Annotated in this window: 20 protein-coding genes and 1 pseudogene; 1 reads left to right on the top strand and 20 read right to left on the bottom strand. The window is 41.7% G+C overall.

From position 1 onward, the window contains the following. Nucleotides 1–11: 11 nt before the first annotated feature. The 6 genes from OTG27_RS06030 to speB form a co-directional block, all read right to left on the bottom strand. Nucleotides 12–584: a TetR/AcrR family transcriptional regulator gene (locus OTG27_RS06030; RefSeq protein WP_063577274.1), complete on the bottom strand. Its 573-nt coding sequence runs from the start codon at nucleotides 582–584 to the stop codon at nucleotides 12–14. 259 nt (nucleotides 585–843) lie between these two features. After that, nucleotides 844–936 (bottom strand): putative holin-like toxin, encoded by a 93-nt coding sequence (locus OTG27_RS06025; RefSeq protein WP_220126990.1) that lies wholly within the window; start codon nucleotides 934–936, stop codon nucleotides 844–846. 155 nt (nucleotides 937–1,091) lie between these two features. Beyond that, nucleotides 1,092–2,081, bottom strand: a complete 990-nt coding sequence (locus OTG27_RS06020; RefSeq protein WP_268936500.1) for a D-2-hydroxyacid dehydrogenase — start codon at nucleotides 2,079–2,081, stop codon at nucleotides 1,092–1,094. A gap of 83 nt (nucleotides 2,082–2,164) precedes the next feature. Continuing rightward, nucleotides 2,165–2,971: a class II aldolase/adducin family protein gene (locus tag OTG27_RS06015; protein ID WP_268936499.1), complete on the bottom strand. Its 807-nt coding sequence runs from the start codon at nucleotides 2,969–2,971 to the stop codon at nucleotides 2,165–2,167. Further along, nucleotides 2,971–4,410, bottom strand: coding sequence for a sodium:solute symporter family protein (locus OTG27_RS06010; protein ID WP_268936498.1), 1,440 nt, complete (start codon nucleotides 4,408–4,410; stop codon nucleotides 2,971–2,973). Before OTG27_RS06010 ends, OTG27_RS06015 begins: the two co-directional genes overlap by 1 nt. A gap of 100 nt (nucleotides 4,411–4,510) precedes the next feature. Further along, nucleotides 4,511–5,509: an agmatinase gene (speB, locus tag OTG27_RS06005; protein WP_268936497.1), complete on the bottom strand. Its 999-nt coding sequence runs from the start codon at nucleotides 5,507–5,509 to the stop codon at nucleotides 4,511–4,513. Between the two features lie 319 nt (nucleotides 5,510–5,828). Here speB and OTG27_RS06000 point away from each other — a divergent pair, with 319 nt between their 5' ends. Continuing rightward, nucleotides 5,829–7,232, top strand: a complete 1,404-nt coding sequence (locus OTG27_RS06000; protein ID WP_268936496.1) for a sigma-54 interaction domain-containing protein — start codon at nucleotides 5,829–5,831, stop codon at nucleotides 7,230–7,232. A 548-nt stretch (nucleotides 7,233–7,780) separates the two neighbouring features. Here OTG27_RS06000 and OTG27_RS05995 read toward each other — a convergent pair. The 14 genes and pseudogenes from OTG27_RS05995 to OTG27_RS05930 form a co-directional block, all read right to left on the bottom strand. Then, a complete protein-coding gene (locus OTG27_RS05995) occupies nucleotides 7,781–8,794 on the bottom strand; it encodes a LacI family DNA-binding transcriptional regulator (protein ID WP_268936495.1) in 1,014 nt (337 codons plus the stop codon). A 67-nt stretch (nucleotides 8,795–8,861) separates the two neighbouring features. Next, nucleotides 8,862–9,815 (bottom strand): annotated as a pseudogene (locus OTG27_RS05990) (sugar phosphate isomerase/epimerase family protein). Nucleotides 9,816–9,857: 42 nt separating this feature from the next. Next, the gene (locus tag OTG27_RS05985; RefSeq protein WP_268936494.1) at nucleotides 9,858–11,051 is read right to left on the bottom strand and encodes an MFS transporter; all 1,194 of its coding nucleotides are present in this window, start codon (nucleotides 11,049–11,051) and stop codon (nucleotides 9,858–9,860) included. A gap of 109 nt (nucleotides 11,052–11,160) precedes the next feature. Next, complete coding sequence (fba, locus tag OTG27_RS05980; protein ID WP_268936493.1) at nucleotides 11,161–12,015, bottom strand: class II fructose-1,6-bisphosphate aldolase; 855 nt, start codon at nucleotides 12,013–12,015, stop codon at nucleotides 11,161–11,163. 41 nt (nucleotides 12,016–12,056) lie between these two features. Beyond that, nucleotides 12,057–12,902, bottom strand: coding sequence for a 2-keto-myo-inositol isomerase (gene iolI / locus OTG27_RS05975; protein WP_268936492.1), 846 nt, complete (start codon nucleotides 12,900–12,902; stop codon nucleotides 12,057–12,059). A 4-nt stretch (nucleotides 12,903–12,906) separates the two neighbouring features. Continuing rightward, nucleotides 12,907–13,785 carry a sugar phosphate isomerase/epimerase family protein gene (locus OTG27_RS05970; RefSeq protein ID WP_268936491.1) on the bottom strand — a complete coding sequence of 293 codons (879 nt, stop codon included), beginning with the start codon at nucleotides 13,783–13,785 and terminating at the stop codon, nucleotides 12,907–12,909. A gap of 45 nt (nucleotides 13,786–13,830) precedes the next feature. Next, complete coding sequence (iolG, locus tag OTG27_RS05965; RefSeq protein WP_268936490.1) at nucleotides 13,831–14,862, bottom strand: bifunctional inositol 2-dehydrogenase/D-chiro-inositol 1-dehydrogenase; 1,032 nt, start codon at nucleotides 14,860–14,862, stop codon at nucleotides 13,831–13,833. Between the two features lie 48 nt (nucleotides 14,863–14,910). Continuing rightward, nucleotides 14,911–16,323, bottom strand: coding sequence for a sugar porter family MFS transporter (locus OTG27_RS05960; RefSeq protein WP_268936489.1), 1,413 nt, complete (start codon nucleotides 16,321–16,323; stop codon nucleotides 14,911–14,913). A gap of 22 nt (nucleotides 16,324–16,345) precedes the next feature. Next, nucleotides 16,346–17,233 (bottom strand): myo-inosose-2 dehydratase, encoded by an 888-nt coding sequence (gene iolE, locus OTG27_RS05955; protein ID WP_063577284.1) that lies wholly within the window; start codon nucleotides 17,231–17,233, stop codon nucleotides 16,346–16,348. Nucleotides 17,234–17,250: 17 nt separating this feature from the next. Then, the gene (gene iolD, locus OTG27_RS05950; protein ID WP_268936488.1) at nucleotides 17,251–19,161 is read right to left on the bottom strand and encodes a 3D-(3,5/4)-trihydroxycyclohexane-1,2-dione acylhydrolase (decyclizing); all 1,911 of its coding nucleotides are present in this window, start codon (nucleotides 19,159–19,161) and stop codon (nucleotides 17,251–17,253) included. 32 nt (nucleotides 19,162–19,193) lie between these two features. Continuing rightward, nucleotides 19,194–20,171: a 5-dehydro-2-deoxygluconokinase gene (gene iolC, locus OTG27_RS05945; protein WP_268936487.1), complete on the bottom strand. Its 978-nt coding sequence runs from the start codon at nucleotides 20,169–20,171 to the stop codon at nucleotides 19,194–19,196. Nucleotides 20,172–20,192: 21 nt separating this feature from the next. Next, nucleotides 20,193–21,008, bottom strand: coding sequence for a 5-deoxy-glucuronate isomerase (gene iolB / locus OTG27_RS05940; RefSeq protein WP_063577287.1), 816 nt, complete (start codon nucleotides 21,006–21,008; stop codon nucleotides 20,193–20,195). Nucleotides 21,009–21,081: 73 nt separating this feature from the next. Beyond that, nucleotides 21,082–22,551, bottom strand: a complete 1,470-nt coding sequence (locus OTG27_RS05935) for a CoA-acylating methylmalonate-semialdehyde dehydrogenase (RefSeq protein WP_063577288.1) — start codon at nucleotides 22,549–22,551, stop codon at nucleotides 21,082–21,084. 861 nt (nucleotides 22,552–23,412) lie between these two features. Continuing rightward, on the bottom strand, nucleotides 23,413–23,733 hold the full coding sequence (locus OTG27_RS05930; protein WP_268936486.1) for an antibiotic biosynthesis monooxygenase family protein: 321 nt from the start codon (nucleotides 23,731–23,733) through the stop codon (nucleotides 23,413–23,415). Between the last annotated feature and the right edge of the window lie 595 nt (nucleotides 23,734–24,328).

The raw sequence follows: 24,328 nt of genomic DNA, 5'->3' as shown, positions 1-24,328 counted from the left end.
TTCCGCATGACTTATTTATTTATCAGCAATAATGGTATCTGTTCCGCAATGGCTTGAAGAGGTTCCCCGTTTTTCGCCGTTAAGGATAAAAGGATACCCCCTTCAATCAAAGCATTAATTACGATACTCAATTCTTTTGCCCGTTTCTCACTGAAGTCCGCTTCGAGTAATTTCTTCACATAAATGGATTGCCAATCTTCCATCGCTTCTTGACAGGCCATTCTTATCTGCTCACTCGTCGTATATGTTTCCGCTGCAATCGTCCCGATTGGCAGTCCTAATAGATTTTCACTATGACCAAAAACCTCGGATAAATGAAAAATATGAGACTGAATGGCTTTAATAGGGTCTTCAATTTCATCAAACCCCCGTTTAATTTCATCTATCACGAATTCCTTTGTATGAATAATCGCCTCAATCGCCAATTCTTCTTTACCTTTCGGAAAATAATGATACAGCGAACCTTTTGGGATACCACTTTCCTCAATAATGTCCTTAAGCCCCACACCGTAATATCCACGTATACGAAAAAGTCTGGAAGCAGTTTCAATAAGAATGTCTTTCGAGTTTCGTTTCTCTGCCATAGCTGGATCACTCCTTGAAATTATATCAACCGGTCTATTAGAGACTATACTTGTATCTCATTGTTTTGTCAAAGATGATACTTATGTATGCGTGGAATATCGATTAAAACTCATTGGAAACAAAACAAAAAAGAACACCTCATAATGGTGTTCCCTGCAAGTTTAAAAAATCGAGAAAATCAATACCTTCTTTAAATAACCCGGAATTTTTTAAAACGCTTCCATTATTAATCAAACACATCGGCCTGCCTCAATATCTTCAAGGATTTTTGTCATGATTTTTGAAATCAAGAATAGCAATTACAAACATGCCAAAGCTTAGCATCAGGGAAATAACTTCGAAAGTACCCATTCATACATCGCCTCCTTATATCCAGCTTTTCCTGATCAGAGATTGTCCTATACAAGAAAAAGATGAAGCAGCGGCTTTTAAACAAAAATAAGCAAACCCAATCAGGGTCTGCCCTTGTACTCCATTCGAATTTCTTTTCAAAAGACCGATCGCTGTTAATAACCAAGTTTTTTTTCTACAACGTTCATTAGGGGTTTACCATCAGAAAAAAGCTTTAAATTTCTAAGGAATAATTCCATCACACGATCTAGGTGCTTGGAAGAGTTGTAAGCATTATGTGGGGATACCATGACGTTTTCCAGCTGCCAAAATGGGTGGTCCTTAGGTAAAGGTTCTACTTCAAACACATCCAGAGCCGCTCCTGCTATGTGCCCATTGCTCAAGGAATGAATTAAATCTTCATCGACAATCGTATTACCTCGGCCGACATTAATTACATAACTGCCTTTTTTCATTTTATTTAAGCGTTCTTTATTGAAAAAGTATGAAGTATCTTTTGTAAACGGAAGGGCCAAGACGACAAAGTCGGACATGGAAAGGACCTCATCCACTTGATCCATTCCCATTATCAAATCAGCAGGTTCATATTCGGTGTTCCTCTTGGTGGGATTCCGGCGGCACCCAATAACGGTCATACCCAGCGCTTTACATCTCTTGGCTATCTCATGGCCAATATCACCATACCCTATTATCCCCACTGTTGCATTTTGAAGATCTTTCACTGGAATTTCAACCCACGTTTTGTTTATTTGATTTCTGATCATTGTCGGTACGCCTCTTGCTAACGAAGATAGCATCGCAATTGTATGCTCGGCTATCGGGACAGATGTGCAGCCTTTGACATTGGTGATGATGACATCGCTGTTTTTTATATCTTCATTCAGCATGGCCTCCACTCCAGCACTGTCTGAATGGACCCATTTAATCTTTGGAGCTTTTTTTATAATGTTAAGATTATCATGAAGCCCCAGCGTATATAGGACATCAAACTTTGTTAAATCAACCGTTGGCTGTGGTTCGGGTTCGCCGAATTCCCATGGCTCGACAACAACTTCCGAACAAATCTCCTTAAACTGATTGATGTATTTTTCCGGTATATCGACCCTGATATAAAGTGAAGGTGCTGCTTTCTTAGAAGCGGACATTATAAAACCTCCTCAAGAACATACGATTCCTTTTTCCCTCTTTTACGGGAAGGCAATCCGTTGGGATTATACCATGCCGTGCTTCACTTCAAGAAATCTGGTTGCTCTTTTCTAATCCTTTCCCACAGAGGCTGGAAACTCAGCCATCCCTCATATTCCGTTCCCGTTTGTTCTGCAGTCAATTTGGCATACTCTTCTTCTATAAAAATCGGCTTACCTACAGATTCAGCCATTATCTGTGCTTGGCATGAACGTTCCATCGTTATGAACCACCAAGCAGCTGAATCTACAGATTGGCCGACCGTTAACAATCCATGATTGCGGAGGATGACAGCTTTGTATTGACCTAAAGCCTTCGCAATGCGCCTACCTTCTTCGGATGCATAAACGACACCAGTAAAATCATCAAATAATGCATGATCATTGTAAAATTGGCAGGCATCTTGCGTAATCGGATCTAACAGTCTCCCTAAGGAAGACCATGTTTTTCCATAGACCGAATGAGCATGTGCCGCTGCAATCGCATCCGGCCGTGCTTTATGAATTTCAGAATGAATGGCAAAGGCAGCACCATTAATAGAATGTTCACCCTCTACAATATCACCTTTATGATTAACCAATATAAGATCCGAAACGGAAATTTGACTAAAATGCATCCCAAACGGATTGACCCAGAAATGGTCTGTATATTTAGGATCACGGACCGTAATATGGCCTGCTATCCCTTCATCGAAACCAAACTTTGAAAAAAGGCGGAATGAAGCTGCCAAGCGTTCCTTCCTGTGAATGCGTTCTTCTTCCAATGAATTGAATGTTGCCGGTTGCAGGGAAATTGTCTTTGTCATATTTCGTTCCTCCTCGAATCTTTTTCCGTTTTTTTGCTGAAACATCAATTAGCCATGGTATCCATGTCAGCTTTGCCCTTTATATCTTGCTTTACTTCACTTTCATTTATATGATCATTATTGGAACTTAGGAGAGTGATCGTAGTAATGACGACAAAACTAGTAGCGAGCCCGTACAGAATTGGTTGAGTGGAGGAAGGTCCATTAATCACCAATCCGACAATGATAACGATCATGCTGGCGAGAATCGAGTAAAATGCCGCTGTAGCCGTGACCCTTTTCCAAAAGAAACCAAGGATGATCGGAAAGAACACAGCTCCGGACAAAATTGCGTAAGCTACATCCAATGCAACTAAAATATCTTGAATCCAAATCGAAACGATTATGGTCAATACACCAATCGTTAAAGTTGTAATTCGGGATGTTTTTAAAAATTGTCGTTCACTCATTTTTGGACCAATATATTTTTTAATGATGTCATTAACAACTAAAGTGGACGAAGCAAGCAAAGTACCTGAAGCAGTGGACATTAGGGCTGATACCACACTTGCAATGACAACCCCCAATAGACCAGCAGGTAAAGTTACCATCGCTATACTGGTAAATGCATTTTGGGGATCGCCTAAATCAGGAAGGATAATAAAAGCGCACATTCCAATGATACTGATTGCAATCGCATAAAAAACACTATATAACCCCGCTCCAATCGTTCCGCCACGAGAAACAGCTTTGGTTCGTGCGGTGAATAAACGCTGCCAAATATCTTGGCCAACAACTACCCCGAGGGTAAATAATAGGAAATATTGAAAAATCGTCTCTCCGCCAATATTTCCTAACTCAAAATGTGATGCCGGGAGATTTCCTTTAAGCGAGCCCCACCCTCCTGCCTTAGAGATGCTCATCGGAAGCATGATAAAGAAAATACCGATCGTCATGATGACGAATTGCACGACATCAGTCATGGTGACTGACCACATACCTCCTAATATTGTATAAAATAAAACGATCCCGCCCCCGACTATCATGGAAACCGTTAAATTCCAGCCAGCCAAAACATGTAAAATTGTCCCCATCCCGATCACTTGCGTTACAGTCAGCATGAATGTATAGATAACAGAGACAAGGGCACTGATCAATCTTGTTTGAGAGTTGTAGCGCTTCTCAAGCATTTCACTGATCGTCAATACTTTTAAATTAAATATCTTATTTGTTAAAAACAGCCCGATAGCGATAATGCCGAGCCCGATCATCACCACTAGCCAAATACCGGATATCCCAAACTGATAACCTAACTTTGCTGTTCCTAGAGTGGAAGCCCCCCCTAATATAACAGCAGCTAAACAGGATAAATACATAAAATGACCAAGATTGCGTCCTGCCACAATGAAATCATCTGCTGTTTTTGCCCGTTTGGATCCGATTACTCCCACAATGATTAAAACAGAAAAATATAGAATCATGATCGATATATCCAAAATATGCATGTATACATCTCCTTTTGGGCTTGTATTGTTCTTATCGCTTTGTAAAGAGGGAAGAAAGGACTTTACCGCTTCCTTCCTTCTCTACAGTTAAATGAGGAAACTAATTATTAAACTGCGTTTCCAAATCTCCTACTCTCTCTGTCTTCTCCATTTTCCCTTTTTTTGCGAGTGCGATGAGTGTGATGAATTCATAGACAATATTAGCGGCAGCGGCAGCCGTTATTTGTCCGTGATCGTATGATGGTAAAACCTCCACAAGATCGAATCCAACAAAATCTATATTCGTCAATCCTCTCACCAAGGCTAAAGCATCATCAATGCTGGCACCGGAAACTTCTGGAGTCCCCGTACCCGGAGCATAAACCGGATCTAAAAAATCAATGTCGAAAGATAAAAACACCGGACCATTCGCAACACGCTCATGAATGACCCTTAACATCTTTTCGACCCCGATACGCTTATAATCGTTTGTCGTGTAAACTCCCAAACCTAAATCCCGGGCATCCTGAAGATCTTCGGGTCCGTACAGACCGCCCCTCATACCAATTTGAAGAGATCGCGATACATCGATGAGCCCCTCTTCTATTGCGCGGCGAAAAACGGTTCCGTGATTATACTTTTGATCAAAATAACTATCCCAAGTGTCAGAGTGAGCATCGAACTGAAGCAGGGCAACGGGTCCATGTTTTTTTACGATTGCACGTAACTCCCCTAGTGTAATGGAATGATCGCCTCCCAATGAAATCGGAATTATCCCTTTTTCAATGACGGGAGTAAGCTCTTCTTCGATCTTTTTATATGTTTCCGAAATATACCCCGGGATGATCGGAACATCGCCATAATCAATTCCTGATATATAGTCAAAAATATTAATATCTTGTTCTGGATTATAAGGACGTAAAAGGATTGAAAAATCTCGAATGGCTTCTGGACCGAATCTCGCACCCGTCCTAAATGATTGCCCGGAATCAAATGGAATTCCCGTAATGACAAAATCCATATTTTCATCTATCTGTTCAACAAATGGGAGCCGCATAAACGTACGCACTCCACAAAAACGGGGTGATTTGAATGAGTCTTTCGGTTGATACTTCTTCATGTAACATCCTCCTAAATTCTAATTCTACTATTAATTTTTTCACTCCATTGCAATTGCAGATGTCATACAAACTTCCATCTTTTCTAATAGAATGGATATTCATAACACCCTTGTTTGGAAATTCTCTTCTTACCTTTTACATAAGCAAGATTCAGGCCAACTATTTCGCTGCGGTATATAAGGCTTTTCATTATTTTGTTTCATCAAATGATTAAAAACTTAATCATTTTCTTATTTCCTGATTTAAATTTTGATTATTTAGACTTTTTGATTTATATTTTAATTAAGCAGCATCCCAAAACCCAAAGGAGCGTAACGTATGTACGATGATATGCTGGAGGAAGAACTAAATAAAATTATTGAAACATCGAATAATAATATTCTCATTACCGATCAAGATGGAATCATTTTATATTCCAACCCAAAGCTTTGGGAGATTTATGGTATGAAAAGTGACTCTTATATCGGTACCTCCGTCTATCAATTAGAAAGCGAGGGCCTTCTTGCACCTTCCATCAATGCGATTGTTTTAAAGGAAAAGAAAGCGAAACGCATAATGCAAGAAACAAAAACGGGTCATGTTGTCATGTCTACTGGCTATCCCATTTTTAATAAGGAAGGACACCTCGTTAGGGTAATAAGCTATGGTCAGGATCAAACCGAGATCCTGCAATTGCAGGATCAATTTGAACAATTACAACGAAAAGTTAAAGGCTATCAAACGGAAGTTGAGGATTTAAGAGAAAAAGAACTGGATAACCATTATCTGATTGCCAGAAGTAATGAAACGAAGCATATTTTAAAAACGATCCATAATGTTTCAAAAACCGATGCCACGATTCTCTTATTAGGACCTTCCGGCGTAGGGAAAAGCACTTTTGCCCGTGCTGTTCATGACCAAAGCAACCGAAAGAAAGAACCCTTTATCGAAGCGAATTGCAGCACCATACCTGAAAGTTTGTTTGAATCAGAAATATTCGGCTATGAGCCGGGATCATTTACAGGGGCAAATAAGCAAGGGAGGCAAGGCCTGATCGAGCAGGCTGACAGCGGTACTCTTTTCTTGGATGAAATTGGGGAACTCCCACTTGCCATGCAAGCTAAATTACTGAATGTACTACAGGAGAAAAAGATAAAGCGCATCGGTGGAAAAAAAGAAAACCATATTAACTTCCGCCTAGTTGCAGCGACTAATCAAGATTTGAAGGAGATGGTAAGTCAAGGTAAGTTTAGATTAGACTTATTTTATCGTTTGAATGTGATTCCCATCCAAATTCCGGCATTGCATGAACGTAAAGAAGATATCCCTCTCCTAATTCAGCATTACTTAGAAAAAACTAATGATAAATACCAGAAATACAAAAAAATCCATCCAACGACATATGAAGTTTTAACCCATTACCATTGGCCCGGAAATATACGGGAATTAGAAAACTTAATTGAACGGTTAATCCTGACCATCGAAGAGCCAATTATATTTCCCGAACACCTTCCGCAATCCATCACAGGGCAAATTGAACAGCCTGAAGACTCCAACTTCCTTGCAATCGAACAGGATTGTGAAGAGAATTTCGATTTAAAAAAGGCACTGGAAAAGGTTGAAAGGCAACTAATTGCAAAAGCATGGAAAAAATGTAAAACCACATACGAAATGGCAGAACATTTAGGCATCAGCCAGCCAACAGTCATCTATAAATTAAAGAAATACAAACAGTATTTGTAATTCATCTAGACTGATATCCCCTGTAATCCATGAATGGTCCTTAGCCTTTAGCCATAGATGCTGTTCAAGCTAAGGGCGCTGTTTGTCCAATGAAATAAGCCCTGAATTAATCCATCGAAAAAAAAATCCACATTCAAATTGGATTCAGAAATATCATTTACGTTTCCATATTATTAAGGTTAAAGCTTACATCAATTTAACGAATGATGTCAGTGAAGCTCCTGCAACACCTGTTAGCGACCATTCACAGGAACGGTAAACACAGTGTTGGCTCCATTCACTGTAAATGACCTTGAATTTTGGTTACTTATAAGCGGAAACCGGTCGCCTCCACTATTCCTGTTGGACCGGTTTCACCTGTTATTCCTATCGATCCTGTTGCTCCGGTTGTTTCCCTGCTTTAAAGACTCAATAATTCATACTGTGAAAAATCCTCCTAGTATGTTTTCCCCACAAATGTGGTTTATTCACATCTTAGTCTGCATGTAAAAAAGCTCCCATAAAAGGAAGCCATCCATTTACTAACATAATAATCTTGCCAAACATTTTTATACATTCAAGCTTTTTTCCAATTTGGAACCGCAAGATTCGCGGATGATCAACTCATCTTCCAGAACGAATTTTTTCTTTTCAATGGTTCCGCCTTTCATTAAGGTCAGCAATAAGTTCGTTGCCTTTTTCCCTATTTCGTACTTAGGCTGGTCAATGGTCGTCATATGCGGATTAAAAATCGATGCTATTTTCAAATTATCAAAACCTACGACAGCAATATCCTCGGGAACGCTCAACCCATGATCCTGGATTGCCTTTACAGCTCCCAGCGCCATTTCATCATTAAATACAAACACTGCTTCAGGCTTGTTTTCAAGCGATAATAATTTCACCATCTGGTCATAACCTGAGTCAATGCCATAATCCCCTTCCTGGATGTATTCCGGGTTTACTTTCAAGTGATGCTTCTTCATTGCCTGCTGGAACCCCCCTAGGCGATCCCGGCTAAGAATGATGTTCATAGGCGCTGTTATATGGGCAATCCGTCTATAACCAAGCTTGATTAAATGTTCCGTTATTTTTCTGGCACTGCTTACATTGTCGATCGAAACAGTTGGAATGTCCAGTCCGTCCACGTATTCACATGCCAATACAATCGGAAATTGATTTGATAGTTTTTCCAGGCTTTCCCTATTCATTCTAGCAGTAAGGAGTAACGCTCCATCTGCCTGCTTTTTGTAAAGCAAATCGATATATTCCTTTTCCCGTTCAATATCGTTCTCCGTATCTCCCAATATAACCTGATAGCCATTTTCTACAGCTGTATGCTCAATGCCCCGAAGCACTTCGGAAAAAAAGGGCCTTGTGATATCCGGAACGACGACCAGAATGATCTTTGTCTCTTTAGTCCTGAACTGACTGGCAATCATGTGAGGCTTGTAATTCATCTCTTCAATCACCTGCAGCACCTTTTGTTTAGTTTCCTCGCTGACTAAATCCGGCTGTCTGAGCACTCTTGAAACGGTTGCAGGAGATACGTTGGCCAATTTCGCCACATCGCTCATTTTCATACTATTATCTCCACCTGCCTATTTCTTTTGTCATTTTCATTAAGTCCATTATAAAGTAATTTAGACTTCATGTTAAAACATCGAATTCCCTAGGCAATGTTTCTTTCAAAACATTCATGGATTTTTTCACGCCCGTTAGTGGTTCCATTGTCAAATCTTCCATTTCGAGAACGATGGGCCCTTCATAACCAATCATTTTAACGATAGTAAAAAACTCCTTCCACCAGCCACTGTCGTGCCCATACCCGAGTGCAACATAATTCCATGATCTACCTGCATATTGGTTCATCGGTTTCACATCAATCAATCCCTGGACATCATATATCCCTCTTTCCAAGCGGACATCCTTTGCATGAATATGATAAACAGCGCTTCCTAAATTCCTTAATGCTGCGATGGGGTCACCGCCCATCCAAAATAAATGACTCGGATCAAAATTCATTCCGACCGTATTACCAACTTCATGCCTCAATTAAAAGAGTGTTTCAGGATTGTAAACTAAATTGCAGCCTAGATTTTCGATGGCTACCTTTCTAACCCCGTTTTGTTTTGCCGTTGTCACAGCTTTTTCCCAATAAGGGAATGCCACTTCATTCCACTGCCAATCAAGCATCTCAAAGTGTGAGGGCAAAATGGGATGTGTCAGCCAATTTGGCGTCCTGTCACTTGGTCCGCCGCCAGGACACCCCGACATCATGACAACCGTTTCAACACCTAAAAGCCCAGCTAGCTGAAAGGTCTTATTAACAACGGCTTTATGCATGGCTCCTTCATCTGATGGATCAAGCTGATTGCCAGAACAATTCAACGCTGCAATGCTAATCCCCCTTACTTTCAATTCATTTAAAAATTGCTTTCGTTTTGCCGCATTGCCAAGAAGTCCATCGAGATCGAGATGTGGAGCCTTCGACCAATTCCCGCATCCTAGCTCCAGTGTCTCTATTCCCTGATCCACACACGAATCCAGCATCTCTTCAAATGGCATGTAACCTAAAATATCAGTAACTAAACCAACCTTCATAAGTGCTCCTCCTCTATTAAACTAGCATCGCTTTCACATCGCTTAGTTCAATTTCAAATTATGTTTTATTGCTTTCCTTTCAAGGTGACTCCATACAATCATAAATAATAAAGCGGTTAAACCTAATGACCCCGCGAAATAAAATCCTGAAGAAATACCTAAATGAAAGATCAATATTCCTGCAATGAAAGGTCCAGCGAACATACCAATCGCGTAGATTGCTTGATACGCCCCCATGGCCGTTGCCCTTTTTTCAAGGGAAATCGCCTCTACCGCCATTCCTAAAAACAAGGGAAAAAGAGTGCCTAATGAGAATCCATTCAATCCTTGAATCAGAAAAAGCAGCTCTTTTGTTTCTGCTAATGGCGTACATGCTGTAAAAATGGCCGTTAGAGCAAAAGCTAGTTTCAGTAACTTCCATTGTCCGAATAATGGTACGAATAACTTCCCGCTAAGCATGGTGGCAATAGCATGAGGAATCATGAATGAAAAGATGACCATGCTGATCTCATCAGTCTGGAGACCAAGCTTTAAAGCAAATGTCGGGGTGAACCCGAACATTGTCGAGAAGATGATGCCATGTGCGAGAATGGATAGAAATGATACTTTTAAAAGCCCTGGTTCAAGCATGACTGATAACAGTTCTTTCAATTGAATGGGCTCTTTCTGAAAATCCTCGTTTGATTCGTAAATAAAAAGCGAAAGGACGATACCAACGAAACCGATGATCCCGCCTCCCCAAAAAGGTGCGTGCCATCCCCATTGATCGACAATGTACCCGCTGACCACCATTCCAAGCAGCTGTGCCAGAACCACAGCTAACGAGATACTTCCCATCGCTCGGTGAAGATCACGTTCTGAAAAATAGCTGGAAAATAAAATGGTGAAGGCTACCCAGGTGGCGGCGGCAATTCCAGCTAACGAGCGGGCCAAAAGGATCCAGCCTAAACTATCGGCCCATGCAAATGTCACGGAGCTCAATGTACTTACGACCATTCCAAATATAATAAAAGGTTTTCTTACTTTTATTAGGTCGGATAGGATTCCGAACGGAAGCCTGAAGAGAAATTGCATTAGCCCATAACTGCCTAATACCATGCCGATATATGTATAATCCCCTCCAATCGTCTCAAGGTAAGGAGACAAAATGGGAATATAAATGAAATTAGAAAACCAAAAAATAAATGAGAGCACTAAAAATAAAAGTCTATTACGTGCGTTATGTAACAAAGTCATTGCAACACTTCCCCTAACCAGCGAACTATCTTTCAGCAATGGCATCTCATGAAAAAAAGTGAATGTACAAAAAGGTGCCCGCAGCGTAATCGGGAACACCTTTTCATTCTTAAGCCTTTCCACTTGTATTGAACTCTGCCATTTTTCTCTTCACGACGGAGATGATAGCTTCTTTCGCTGGTGTGATAATGGCGCGTGGCTCATATACTGTTCCTTCAACGGCCAATACTTCCCGAATGATTTTTGCCCACACTTGTATGCTTTCGGTATTGACATTTATTTTAGCGTGTCCAAGTTCAATTGTTTTTTTGATTTGGTGCAGCGGTATACCTGAGCCTCCATGTAAGACGAGAGGCACATTCGTCATGTTCGAAATTAATTCCATTTCCTCAAAACCGAGTTTAGGTTCTCCTTGATATGGGCCATGAACGGAACCCAAAGCAGCCGCTAGTGCATCAATTTCTGTTTCTTTTACAATCCTCGTGCAATCATGGGGATCTGCATATTGAATACCGCCGACAAGGCCATCTTCCGTCCCACCGACTGTCCCCACTTCCGCCTCAACGGAAACGCCAATCTTTTGGGCATAGTCGACAACCCTTTTGGTGATTTCAATATTTACATCTATTGGATGATGGGAACCATCGATCATGACTGATGTAAAACCCGCATCTATCGCTTTCTTGCAGCGTTCCACATCCATTCCATGATCAAGATGAAGGGCAACCGGAACCGTAATGTCCATTTCTTCCATAAGGCTTTTTACCATAGCAGCAATCGTTTTAAATCCGCCAAGATAATCAACAAGCCTGTCCGATGCCGCAAGTATGATCGGCGCTCGTTCCTCATTGGCAGCCTGTAAAAAAGACTGGGCGAATTCCAGACCATTAATATTATATTGACCCACAGCATACCTTTCTGCTTTTGCTTTTAAAAGCATCTCACTCATTGCTACTAAAGGCATTATTCCATCACCCCCTTATTCCCGAGTTTATTTAGATCCACTCATACATTCTGTAGTGCAAAGTACTTCGAAATAACTTGAATTGTCGTCTCTTTTGCGGTCTTAATGGCTTCTTCAGCATCTAGTTCATAATATTCTGGACGGAACAATTCCACAGAGGCGACGTCAGAATAACCAATTCCCTTCAAGATGGATAATATGCTATCTAAATCTATGGAACCATGTCCAGGCCATACTCGGTCTTCATCCGTCAAAAAACCAATCGGAAAATCCTCTGTATCATCAATGTGTAAAATGAAGATTTTCTCCCCATCCGCTTTCTTCAAGTCTTCCAAACTGGAACCCATAGCATGGAAGTGAAAACAGTCCAGCACCAAACCAACATTATCACGGTTGACTGTTTCAACGATATCGTATGCCTGACCGAATGTATTCACAGTACATTGCGGATGCCCGACAAATTCCACTGCAATTTTAACGCCAAATGGTTCAGCAATCTCGGAAAGCTCAGCCAATACTTTCACACAGCTGTTTTTAATATCTTCTTTCAATATTTTTGCTTCCGTTACAAGCGGAACCGCCACCACATATTTCACACCCAATTTCTCCGCCATGATCATCATATTCTTAAATTCGGCTATTATCGCCTTATGGCCGTCTTCATCGCGGTTATTAAAGAATACGAGCGCGTTGAAGGCAAGTGGCTTAATATGATTTGCATTAAAAAATCCGGCCAGTTCTTCAATTGTGTGCTCTTCCAAATACTCAGGCAATTTATCCATGGTACGGATTTCGATATAATCGTAACCGTGTTTTTCACAGTGTTTGAGATCTTTGACCAAGTTGGAATTTTCAAGTGTGGTCGCTTGGTTGAAACAAAGTTTCATTCTGTCAGCCTCCAATTCTTTCTGCTAAACCCAATCCGTCTCTCATTTTTTGAAGCATAAGCTTACTTGACCAGTCTGCTTTGTCGATCCAAGCAAATACTGCATTTGTCGCGATGCCGTCAAAATTCATTTCTTTCAGTTTTTTGAAGATCGTATCAAAGTCAACTTCGGCTTCGCCGATGTTCAAATGCTGATGGACGGTTGCCTCGACACCTGGAGGATTGACGATATAACGGAGTCCGTTGGACGCTTTATGATTGAATGTATCAGCAAACAAGACATGTTGCAGGCGATCCCCGGCAGAATCGAACATAGGGGCAATATCGCCTTTGCCATCATCATAGAAAAATGTATGTGCTGTTGAATATACTAGGTTGATCCACGGACGATCAAGGGCACGGATCATATCCATAGCTCCCTCATGCGTTTCGATGAAATCGAATGGGTGTGCCTGCAAATTAAGTTTAACGCCTTCCCTTTCAAATACCGGAAGGAGTTCATCCATTGATTTAATGAATTTCTCTTCACAGATAACTTCATTGAATTTAGATCCGTTAAATTCACTATTCATCAAGTTAACATCCAATTCCACTGCCACTTCAATGGCGCGTTTCCAATTACGGACTGCGGCCTGGCGCCGGTCCTCATCAGGACCGGCCCAGTAGTAAAGCGGAAGCAAGGATGATATCTTCACACCTGCGTCACTGCACCAGCGTTTCAAATTTTTAATCTGTTCCTTATCCACTTTAGGATATTTATAGAATGGACAAAAATCTTCCCTCGGTGACAGTTCGATATATTCATAGCCTAGTTCCGCTGTTTTATCGACCATTTCTTTTAATGATAAATTGGCATACATCGTAGGATCCAAAGCTAGTTTCATTGGTCTTTCCCCCTATAATTTTTTTTGTTCATTGCATAATTACGTTCACTGAACAGTAATTTTTCCCGTATAAAAAACTGGCTTCTCTTCAAGGTCAACGGATTCTTTCTGTCCGGACTCCTGTGCTTTTACACAAGCATCAGCTGTTACAGCAGCAATGTATCCATCCCATGAAGTCGGACCATTCGGCTGACCTGTCTTTATAATAGAATCTATGAAATCCTGTAATTCTATGTCATATGCATCCCTAAAACGGTCCTTCCAATCTACCAAGATATCCGTGCTCCGTTTAGCGCCTTTCCTTGTCACGATGCTCGCTGGTTCAGGGAGATATGCAACACCGTCCTCACCAATGACTTCACATTGGATATCATATCCATATTTACAATTCACGAATACTTCAGCTTGGATGACAATTCCACTCTTCGTTTCCATTATGATAAGTTGGGGATCTTTTAAGTTAGCATGCGCGCGGCTTGCTTTCTTCGGGTAAATGACTTGAACTGATTTGTAATCATCGCTGATTAACCAATGTAATACATCAATCTCATGAATCAATGTATCAACGACCGCCATTTGCGTCGTATATTTTTCGTCCACTTCTGGATTTCGGTGTACACAGCGGACCATAAGCGGCTCGCCAATTTCATTTCTATCAATGGCTTCTTTCAGTTGTACGTAACCGCTATCATAACGTCGCATAAAACCAACCTGCACCAAACGCTTCCCGTGTTTCATTTCCGCTTCTGCAATTCTCCTGCAGCCTTCCGCCGTTGTCGCCAGTGGCTTTTCACAGAACACATATTTGCCAGCCTCAATCGCATTCAATACATTTTGCTCATGGGCAGGCCCCCAACTCGTAACAAGCACTGCATCGACATTTTCCGAGTTTACCAGTGATTTGTCATCCGGATATACAAGTGCCTCAAGTCCATATTGTTTTACGACCTGCCTTGCCGCCTCTTCATTCACATCGGTTACAGCCACAATTTTCCCTCCGGATAATTTGTCTGTGATTCTTTTAATATGCTCCCGGCCGATGGCACCCGTTCCTATTACACCAAAATTTAATGTCATGATCATATTCCTCCTTTTATGCATATCTGGTTCATTACTCTATAACTCTTAAATTATTTTTGTCATTTCCTTTGCAGGTTCTTTTCCATGATTGCGGAAGTTCTGTTCAAGCTGTTCAAGTGTAAGTCCTCTCGTTTCAGGTAAACATTTTTTCACAAAGGTGATAGCCATGATGCCAAAAGCGAAAAAGATATAAAATGTGGTAGACAATCCGACTTTATCTAGTAAAACCGGGAATGTTAAGCCGATTAGAAAGTTCACGACCCAAAGGAAAAATACGGTGACACCCATACCGAGCCCACGAACTTGAAGCGGGAAGATCTCTGAAAGCATCAACCAGGTAACCGGTGAAATGGCCCCCTGCTGAAAGGCAAGGAAAGTGACAGTCAAGGTCAAAATGATATAGGGAAGTGCAGCCGTCCCTTCAAGAAGGGAAGATAAGACGCCAATCAATAGCAATGTGGTCGTAGTACCTATCAAACCGGTTAAGAGCATTGGACGGCGCCCGATTTTACCAAGCAGCCAAATACCTAAAAGTGTTGCCAAAACGGAAATGATACCGTTTGCAATATTCCCGATCAAAGCAGCTTTTGTCTCAAACCCTGCATCTTTTAAAATTTGGGTGCCATAGTACATGATGGAATTAACGCCCGTTATTTGCTGAACGATGGCAATCCCGATTCCAAGAAAGACGATTCTCCGTATCCATGGGACGGTCAAATCCTTATATGTCGCTTTTTTAACATGGTTTTCCTCATCGAATGTCGCTTTGATTCCCTGAAATTCCGATTCTGCCTCATCCATTTTACGTATTCTTTTCAAAACCTTCAGAGCCTCTTCACTTTTGTTCTTGGACACAAGCCACCTTGGACTTTCAGGCAACCTGATCATGCCAAAGAAAAGAAGTATGGCTGGAAGTGAGGCTATTGCCAGCATGTAACGCCAAACATGTGAACTGTCACCCATCGTTGTCCCAAGAATGGCATTGAAGATGAATGCAAGCAGCTGTCCGCTAACAATCATTAATTCATTTTGGGTGACGATCCGGCCGCGTCGTTCAGCTGGAGACATTTCCGCCAAATAAGTAGGAACGGTTACTGACGCACCGCCTACCGCAATGCCGAGTAGAAAACGGCAGGCAATCATGACCGTAACACTCGGTGCAAACGTACATCCAACAGTTGAAAAGAAAAAAAGTACCGAAAGAAAAAGAATGTTTTTTCGGCGGCCCGCATAATCCGAAAGCCTGCCTCCCAGAAAAGCTCCAAGTGCCGCGCCTAAAAGAAGTGAACTGGCAACAAGTCCTTGCGTAAGTGAATTGAGGTTAAGTTGATCCGCTTCGGACATGAAGGGCAAGGCACCATTAATGACACCTGTATCATATCCGAACAAAAGACCGCCTAACGTCGAGATAATAATAATCTTGCGTAAGAATGCCATTTGATTTCCATCATTATTCAAATTAATCACTTCTTTCCCGTTTTTAATCTTGAACTAGGAGCAGCCTTTCATTTATATACTTGCGAGCGATTAATGCGTATTCCAATGGATGGGCAACGGACGGATCTTGTTCCGCCTCTACTACAATCCAGCCTTTATAATGATTTTCCAGTAATGTATGGTAAGCTTCTACAAAGTCAATGCAGCCGTCACCAGGCACCGTGAACATTCCGGCTAAAAAAGATTCTTGAAATGATTTTCCAACTTTTCTGCACTGCTCCAGCACGCTATGCCTCACATCCTTGAAATGAACGTGCCCAATGCGGTTGATATGCTTTTGCAGAAGGGACATGCAATCGTTATCCGATACATAAATATGTCCAGTATCATATAACAGTTGCACTTTCTTTTCGGTATTTTCCATAAGGCGGTCAATTTCACTCAGTGTCTGGACGCCCGTCCCCATGTGGTGGTGATACACCAGTTTTAAGTTGTAAAGTCCTGCAATATCCCCTAACCGATTCAGGCCCGTACACAATATTCCCCATTCTTCTTCAGTAAAGCGGGGCTTTTCCTTAAATACATCGTACCTTTCGCCTTGGATACTGTAAGTCTGTTCGGATACTACCGCTACATCTCCACCGACAGCCTGTAAATATTTGCAGTGTTCATGGAAATCCTGTTCTGCTTTGTCGATGCCATCACGGATGATGAAACTGCTGAACCACTGACCGGCTATTTTTAAGTTCCGAAGCTTCAGCTCTTTATTCAGGACCTCCGGTTCCGGGAAGAAACCTCCTACTTCGGTCCCCTGAAATCCCGCCACGACAATATCGCTTAAAAGGTGGGATAAGGTGTTTTCAGCTCCGATTTCCGGTATGTCATCATTACGCCAGCCAATTGGGGCAATCCCCCACGAAATCTCCTGCATTTTCCGACTTCCCCCTTTTAATATTGCTTGGCCATTTTTAATTTTTCTTGTCTCGCTTCATATGCCCTTTGTATACTTTTCCGTTCAGAGACCTCTGCCACGCCAACATTCCACCAGGAGTCATACCCATCCGTCATCGTTTTCGGCAGAACCTTCATTTCTATTAATGTAGATGCCGACTGTTTCTTTGCATCCTCCAATGCAGCTTTCAGCTCATCGACAGTATTGGCCCGATAAGTTTTGGCTCCATACCCTTCGGCTACTTTTGCGTAATCAATATTCATGATTTGGTTATCATGTGTTCTGAACTCACAGCAATATGTTCCGCTGCCATTCTCCATTTGCAGATTATTGATGCAGCCAAATCCAGAATTATCAAACAATAAAATGTTGATTTTATGATTATATTGAATGGCTGTAATCAATTCCGAATGGAGCATCAGAAAACTGCCATCCCCTACTATTGCATAGACTTCCCGGTCTGGATGGGCAAGCTTAGCTCCTAAAGTTCCTGCAATTTCGTACCCCATGCAGGAGAATCCATATTCAAGATGGTACGTATTTGGCACGCTTGAATGCCAGAGGCGCTGCAAGTCACCCGGAAGTGATCCGGCTGAACCGACCACCACACTTTCCTGATCGACCGTATCGTTTATTGCGATCATCGCAGTGGATTGTGCCAATTCAGTTTTTAATGCATCCGAGTATTCATTCAAGACTTGCTGTGAAAACTGGCTTTTGATTTCAGGCATGAAATTTTCACGGCTGAAAGTGACTTGACTTAAACGGGTCCGTTCGGAAAGCCACTCCTCCTTCCAATCTCCAAGCATCTCCCCATATTCGGTTTCATAGCCTACTAGTAACGCTTCAAGGTTCTCAAGCGCCACTTTTGCATCAGCGACGACCTGAAATCCATCTAATTTATAGGTTTGAAGGCGGCTGACGTTAATGTTCAAGAACTTTGTCCTTTCAAAATCAAATGCAGTTTTGGAAGACGTCGTAAAGTCCGTATAGCGGGTCCCGACACCAATTACGAGATCTGCCTGGCGGGCAGCCTTATTGGCAGCCATCGTACCGAGAATGCCGACACCGCCCAAATTCTTAGGAAAAGATGATTCCACCGTCGATTTACCTGCCTGTGTTTCCACAAGTGGAATGTTATGCTTTTCTGCCAGCTTCATCAAAATATCCCGAGCCCCGGAATATCTTGCTCCGCCACCGACGATGATGATCGGCTTCTTACTTGCTCTAATTCTCTCGGCAGCTCCTTGCAGTTCACGTTCTACCGGAACTTTCCGATCTAAATAATGGACGCGTTTTTCAAAAAAATGTTCATCGAAATCGAATGCTTCCCCTTCTACGTCCTGTGAGATGCATATCGTCGCTGGCCCGGCTTTCCCGGGATCGGTCATGACCTCGAAGGCCCGGATCAGACTGGACATGAGCTGCTCAGGGCGAGTGACGCGATCCCAATATCTTGATACTGCCAGAAAAGCGTCATTAGTTGTGATCGCCGTACTATGCTCATGCTCAAGTTGCTGAAGAACCGGATCCGGCTGACGTGTCGCAAATGTATCAGCAGGAAGTAAGAGGACAGGAATATTGTTAGCGAGTGCCGTCCCCGCTGCCGCTATCAAGTTTGCCGAGCCTGGCCCGGCAGATGTAGTGACGGCATAAATTTTCCTTCTTAGCATTTCCCGGCTGTAGGCGATTGCAGCGTGTGCCATCCCTTGCTCATTCTTTCCTTGAATCACTTTCAAGTGGCCAGCGTCCTGTTCGAGTGCCTGACCGATACCAACTACATTCCCATGGCCGAATACATTAAATATCCCTTCTACAAACGGAGACTCTTCACCATCAACATGAATGTACTGCTGATTTAAAAACTTGATCAAAGCCTGGGCTGTAGTCAACCTCACTGTTCCCATCTTCTGTTCACCCCTCTATGTAGATACATTCCTTACACGCGTTCGGCAATCAAATCCTCTATTTCTTCTGCAACAGGCATCGCCTCAGATGAACTGTGCTTGCTTACAACTATGGAAGCGGAAGCACTGCCAAACTTCAAAGCGCTTTCAATCCCTTTGCCGCAAACTAACGCATATAAGAAAGCGGAAGCATATGAATCCCCTGCGCCGAATGTTTTCAATACTTTCGTCTTATAGGACTTCGCTTTAAATACTTCTCCTGATTTGGCATAGGCATATGAACCCTCGACGCCGTGTTTGATGACGACCAGGTCTGCGGAATGTTCAAACAAGTAACGGACGGTCCTTTCATTTGTACCTTTTTCGGTATTTTCCATTACATCATATTCATCACGTGTGCCAATCAAAATGTCTGATTGCTCTGCGACTAACGAATAGTAAACGGAGGTTTCTTCAATGGAATTCCATGTATAGGGACGGTAATCCAATTCAAATATGACTTTTACATCATTTCTTTTCGCAAGGCTGACTGCTTTTAAAACCGCCTCACGTGATGGACTTTTTGCTAAAGCCGTTCCTGAAACCAATAGAATCTTTGATTTTTTGATATATTCTTCATGCACTTCCGAAGGTGCTAAATGAAGGTCGGCTACATCATCCCGATACATCAGGATACTGCATTCTTCAGGACTTTTAATTTCCGTGAAGGCCAGTCCCGTTTTATGCCCTTCTTGATCGATTACCATATTCGATGTATCAACACCTGCCCCACGCATATAACTCTCGATGAAACGGCCGTGCTGATCATCCGAAAGCTTACCGATGAATCCGACTTTCAAGCCTAATTTTGCACTTCCGATGGCAACATTGGCAGGTGAACCGCCCACGTATTTTGTGAATGTCATGGTCTCTTCCATCGGACGGTTATATTCATTGGCATTCAAGTCGATGCAGGCACGGCCAATGGCAATCAAGTCAAATTCCTTATCGATATTAAATGTATAGTTCATCCGGTTAACAGCTCCTTTCCTTTAACGATTCAGGATCCACTCGTGATCGGGATCATTGAAAAATTTCCATGTCCTTGTCGGACCGGCCATAACATTCAAATAATAGGATTCATAACCGTCAGGTACGCCTACCGGATGATAACCGGCCGGTACAAGTACGACATCGCCGTTTTCAACCGACATGGTCTCATCAATCGAACGGTCATCTGTATATACTCGCTGAAAAACGAATCCTTGAGGCGGGTTCATTTCATGATAATAGGACTCTTCCAATAACGACTCATTTGGTAAGTTATCCTGATCATGTTTATGCGGAGGATAGCTCGACCAGTTTCCGCTTTCTGTATATACTTCAACCACCAGAAGGCTATTCGCATACGGAGCTGAATCCGGTAATATATTATGCACCATCCGCTTATTGCTCAAAATGCCCCTATGTTCCACGTCAACATCCCCCGCTTTAATCCATTTAGTCGGAAGTTGCTTATCAGAAGGCGAATAACACAGCGCCACTCTGGCCTTGGTTATCGCTTCCAATTTGAAGCCTCTATCATTTGACACGTAAATGCTATCAGTCGGCACTTTATCAAATACACTATCGCGTGTGCCTAAATCATGGTATACATTTTCGCCAACAGCCACATTGATTTTTCCCGTAAGAGCGACAATGCAGCATTCCGTTTTATTCAACAATTCCGTATACTCAGCACAAGGAGCCAACTCCACTATTTTGAATTCAACAAATTCTAAAGGAGAATTTCCTTTCGTTACTGCTTGAACGACTGTAACACCTTCAGCGACCTCTTTTTTTACCGGTTTTTGAAGCAGTTTACTCATATGTACCTCCTTAGTTTTCAAAAAATCCGGCCCGTATCCAAACGGGCCATCTTGCAAGGCTTTTTCGTTTCACTTATTTCACGTAGCGTGCAGTCACCATTTTTTTACGTGTATAGAACTCCACACCGTCGGTTCCATTTGCATGAAGATCACCATAGAATGAATCTTTATATCCAGAGAATGGGAAGAATGCCATCGGTGCAGGAACACCCACGTTAATGCCCAACATCCCGGCATGTATCGTTTCACGGAATTGGCGTACATCAGCTGCACTGTCCGTATAAAGGCAAGCCCCGTTAGCCAGTGCTGAAGCATTGGCTATCTCAACGGCTTCCGTTAAATCTTTGGCACGGACAACGGAGAGCACTGGTGCAAAAATTTCATCTTGCCAGATTTTCATTTCCTGTGTCACATGATCAAAAATCGTAGCCCCTAGGTAATATCCATTACCGCTTGCTGCCTCATCTTTACGGCCATCGCGTACTAGGGTCGCGCCCTGAGCTATACCTGATTCGATGTAATCAATAGTCTTCTTCTTAGCTCCTTCCCGGATCACAGGTCCTAGAAAAACGCCGTCATCCAGACCATTCCCGATTGTAATGGCATCAGCTGCCTGTTTCAATTTTTCAACTAACTCGTCCGCTATACTTTCTTCTACGACAACAACCGCAGCGGCCATGCAACGCTCACCGGCCGACCCAAAAGCCGCACTTGTTATTTCCTTGGCCGTCATATCAAGATTGGCATCTTTCAAGACAATCGAGTGATTCTTCGCTCCCGCAAGAGCTTGGACGCGCTTCAAGTTAGCCGTGCCTGTTTTATACACATATTCTGCCACTGGCTGTGAACCGACGAAGGAGATAGCTTTCACATCTTCATGCTCCAGAAGACCATTAACCACGTCATGTGCTCCATTAACGATGTTCAGTACTCCTTTAGGAAGACCTGCTTCCTCAAACAGTTCCACAATGCGTGCTGCAAGCAAAGGTGTACGTTCAGATGGCTTTAACACAAATGTATTGCCACATGCGATTGCAAGCGGGAACATCCAGCAAGGAACCATCATTGGAAAGTTAAATGGGGTGATGCCGCCGATTACACCGATTGGGTAACGGTACATACCCGATTCAATGTTTGTCGCGATATCCGGAAGTTGCTTGCCCATCATCAGCGTAGGTGCCCCCGCCGCAAACTCGACACACTCGATGCCCCGCTGTACTTCACCCATCGATTCCGATAGGCTTTTACCATTTTCGATAGTGACCAGCTTAGCAAGTTCTTCCCAATTTTCCACAAGGAGCTGTTGATATTTGAACAATATTCGAGCCCGTTTCGGGACAGCGACCTGCGACCACTTTTTAAAAGCCTCATCCGCCACTTCAACCGCACGATTCACATCTTCCCTAGTTGAAAGTGGCACCTCGGCAATTGCCTCACCAGTTGCAGGGTTGAATACAATTTCCGTTTCCTTTGAAGTGGACTCAATCCACTTACCATTTATATAGTTTTTTAATTTTTTCACCTCATGTGTTACTGAAGACATGTTTTTTCCTCCTTAAAATAAAGTATTTTGTTAGATCATCAAGCCAGTATAACCATCGCCGTCAATGAAATCGATTTCATTTGACTATGGAAGAAATCCTTCCATGTTTTTTTAGGATTTATCAATAAATTTTCTAGCTCAATCCTAATATTCAAGAATATATTCTGCGAATGAAATCGATTTCATTTATTATTAGGGTCTACCTTAAGAAAAAGTAAGGACCAAACCACTCCCCCTTAATTTATAGCCTGTACATAACCTTGATTCGGGATGAAATCGATTTCATTTACTTTATAAGGAAATACTACAATGAAAAATTTTCCCTGTAAACACTTTTTTTGTATTTTTTGAAATATTCTCTCTTCTTCACATTTCAAAACATTGATAAATATGGAAATGTGCTGAATTATTTAATAAAAAAACATCTTCAGCGGTTTTAAAAACTGACCAATACTATATTGATATCGATAGTGGTATTTTGATATATTAATATTCCTAAACTCAATTGACTTTATCATAGGAATTCCAGCTAACAATAATATCCCTAGTTTTTCATATATGTAAACTTTTCAGACTACCTTCCTGCTCCCCTTTTCTTTACATTTCCATGAATGTCTCCATTTCAATGAAAATAAATGATATTTTACTATATCAACAGACTTAGAATTACATAACCTATCCCGACATTTCATCAACAAAAAGAGGCACCCATAATGGGAGCCTGAATTTTAGTGAAGGTAAGCTATTATATGTGAATGTTAACCATTCCGTATCCTTATGCTAACAAGATGATTGAGAAATGCGATATTCCACCCAGTTATTTATTTGAACGAAATTTAAAACAGGCTAGTTTAAGGTCAGTTATTTCACTGCCTTTTTAATCGCCTTCACTTCATATAATGATCCTTCCGAACTGACGATATATTCAGGCTTTGGTTTCCCTAGGTTTGCTTTATGGCCTGCGATATGGGCTTCACTCTTTTCCCACTGCTTCCAATGCGCCTCAGACTCCCAATTTATCATAATGATGACCTCTTCATCCCCGCGTCGCACTTTTTTCACCATTACACTTAAATCGATGAATCCTTCCTGCTTTTCTATGATCCCTTCCCCGCTGAACCGATTTACTACTTGTTCTGCATTACCTTCCTTTACCACCATTTTTCTCATCTGAACGAACAATATGAACAACTCCAATCGATATACTTGTATTGAATCATTTTATTCGATAACGATTCTCATTGTCAATTAATGAGACTTTTACTTAAGTGCACTACTTAAAATTCTGATTACCAAAAACAAAATAAAAAAAGGATCAGTAAGTCTTGCATATCTTCCTGATCCTTTTTTTATTGTCACTCACCTTTTATCTTTAAGACTTTTGGGAACATAGTCATTCAGTTTGTTAAATAAAGAAGTAATGTAGGAGCTGAGTTCGAATCGATCCTCCTGAACAAATTCAACTAAAGACACTCCATTCTTTTTCATAACTTTTCCCCCTTTAAGTTTTTATCCCGGTGCATGAACTTTTCAGCAACTAATACCTGTGAATCCTGCCATTAGCGCACTTACACTCTTCTCTCCATCGTTTCTTTATTTGATTATATAAGAAAGCGCTTACAATGTAAAATATTATAATTCTATAGATTGCTATTTACTTAGTATGTTCCAGGTAAATGAAGTTTTTTCATCGGCATATTTATGGTTATCAGCTTTGCTGGCTATTCAGTATACATTCCATATCCTAACTACTTGTCTTGTTCACAAAGAATAAAAT

This window comes from Peribacillus sp. AS_2, assembly GCF_026891895.1.
GTDB lineage: Bacteria > Bacillota > Bacilli > Bacillales > DSM-1321 > Peribacillus > Peribacillus frigoritolerans.
The sequence above is the reverse complement of the archived record's forward strand: the minus strand, read 5'-3'. Positions and strand labels throughout refer to the sequence as shown.

Excerpts from the sequence above, each read along its gene's own strand:
- OTG27_RS06030 (WP_063577274.1), bottom strand. The coding sequence starts at position 584 with ATGGCAGAGAAACGAAACTCGAAAGACATTCTTATTGAAACTGCTTCC.
- OTG27_RS06015 (WP_268936499.1), bottom strand. The coding sequence starts at position 2,971 with ATGTTTCAGCAAAAAAACGGAAAAAGATTCGAGGAGGAACGAAATATG.
- OTG27_RS05985 (WP_268936494.1), bottom strand. The coding sequence starts at position 11,051 with ATGACTTTGTTACATAACGCACGTAATAGACTTTTATTTTTAGTGCTC.
- iolE (WP_063577284.1), bottom strand. The coding sequence starts at position 17,233 with ATGCAGGAGATTTCGTGGGGGATTGCCCCAATTGGCTGGCGTAATGAT.
- iolG (WP_268936490.1), bottom strand. The coding sequence starts at position 14,862 with ATGACATTAAATTTTGGTGTAATAGGAACGGGTGCCATCGGCCGGGAG.
- iolI (WP_268936492.1), bottom strand. The coding sequence starts at position 12,902 with ATGAAACTTTGTTTCAACCAAGCGACCACACTTGAAAATTCCAACTTG.
- iolB (WP_063577287.1), bottom strand. The coding sequence starts at position 21,008 with ATGAGTAAACTGCTTCAAAAACCGGTAAAAAAAGAGGTCGCTGAAGGT.
- iolD (WP_268936488.1), bottom strand. The coding sequence starts at position 19,161 with ATGGGAACAGTGAGGTTGACTACAGCCCAGGCTTTGATCAAGTTTTTA.
- OTG27_RS05995 (WP_268936495.1), bottom strand. The coding sequence starts at position 8,794 with ATGAAAATGAGCGATGTGGCGAAATTGGCCAACGTATCTCCTGCAACC.
- fba (WP_268936493.1), bottom strand. The coding sequence starts at position 12,015 with ATGCCTTTAGTAGCAATGAGTGAGATGCTTTTAAAAGCAAAAGCAGAA.
- OTG27_RS06020 (WP_268936500.1), bottom strand. The coding sequence starts at position 2,081 with ATGTCCGCTTCTAAGAAAGCAGCACCTTCACTTTATATCAGGGTCGAT.
- OTG27_RS05970 (WP_268936491.1), bottom strand. The coding sequence starts at position 13,785 with ATGAAACTAGCTTTGGATCCTACGATGTATGCCAATTTATCATTAAAA.
- OTG27_RS05935 (WP_063577288.1), bottom strand. The coding sequence starts at position 22,551 with ATGTCTTCAGTAACACATGAGGTGAAAAAATTAAAAAACTATATAAAT.
- OTG27_RS06000 (WP_268936496.1), top strand. The coding sequence starts at position 5,829 with ATGTACGATGATATGCTGGAGGAAGAACTAAATAAAATTATTGAAACA.
- OTG27_RS06025 (WP_220126990.1), bottom strand. The coding sequence starts at position 936 with ATGGGTACTTTCGAAGTTATTTCCCTGATGCTAAGCTTTGGCATGTTT.
- speB (WP_268936497.1), bottom strand. The coding sequence starts at position 5,509 with ATGAAGAAGTATCAACCGAAAGACTCATTCAAATCACCCCGTTTTTGT.
- OTG27_RS06010 (WP_268936498.1), bottom strand. The coding sequence starts at position 4,410 with ATGCATATTTTGGATATATCGATCATGATTCTATATTTTTCTGTTTTA.
- iolC (WP_268936487.1), bottom strand. The coding sequence starts at position 20,171 with ATGAACTATACATTTAATATCGATAAGGAATTTGACTTGATTGCCATT.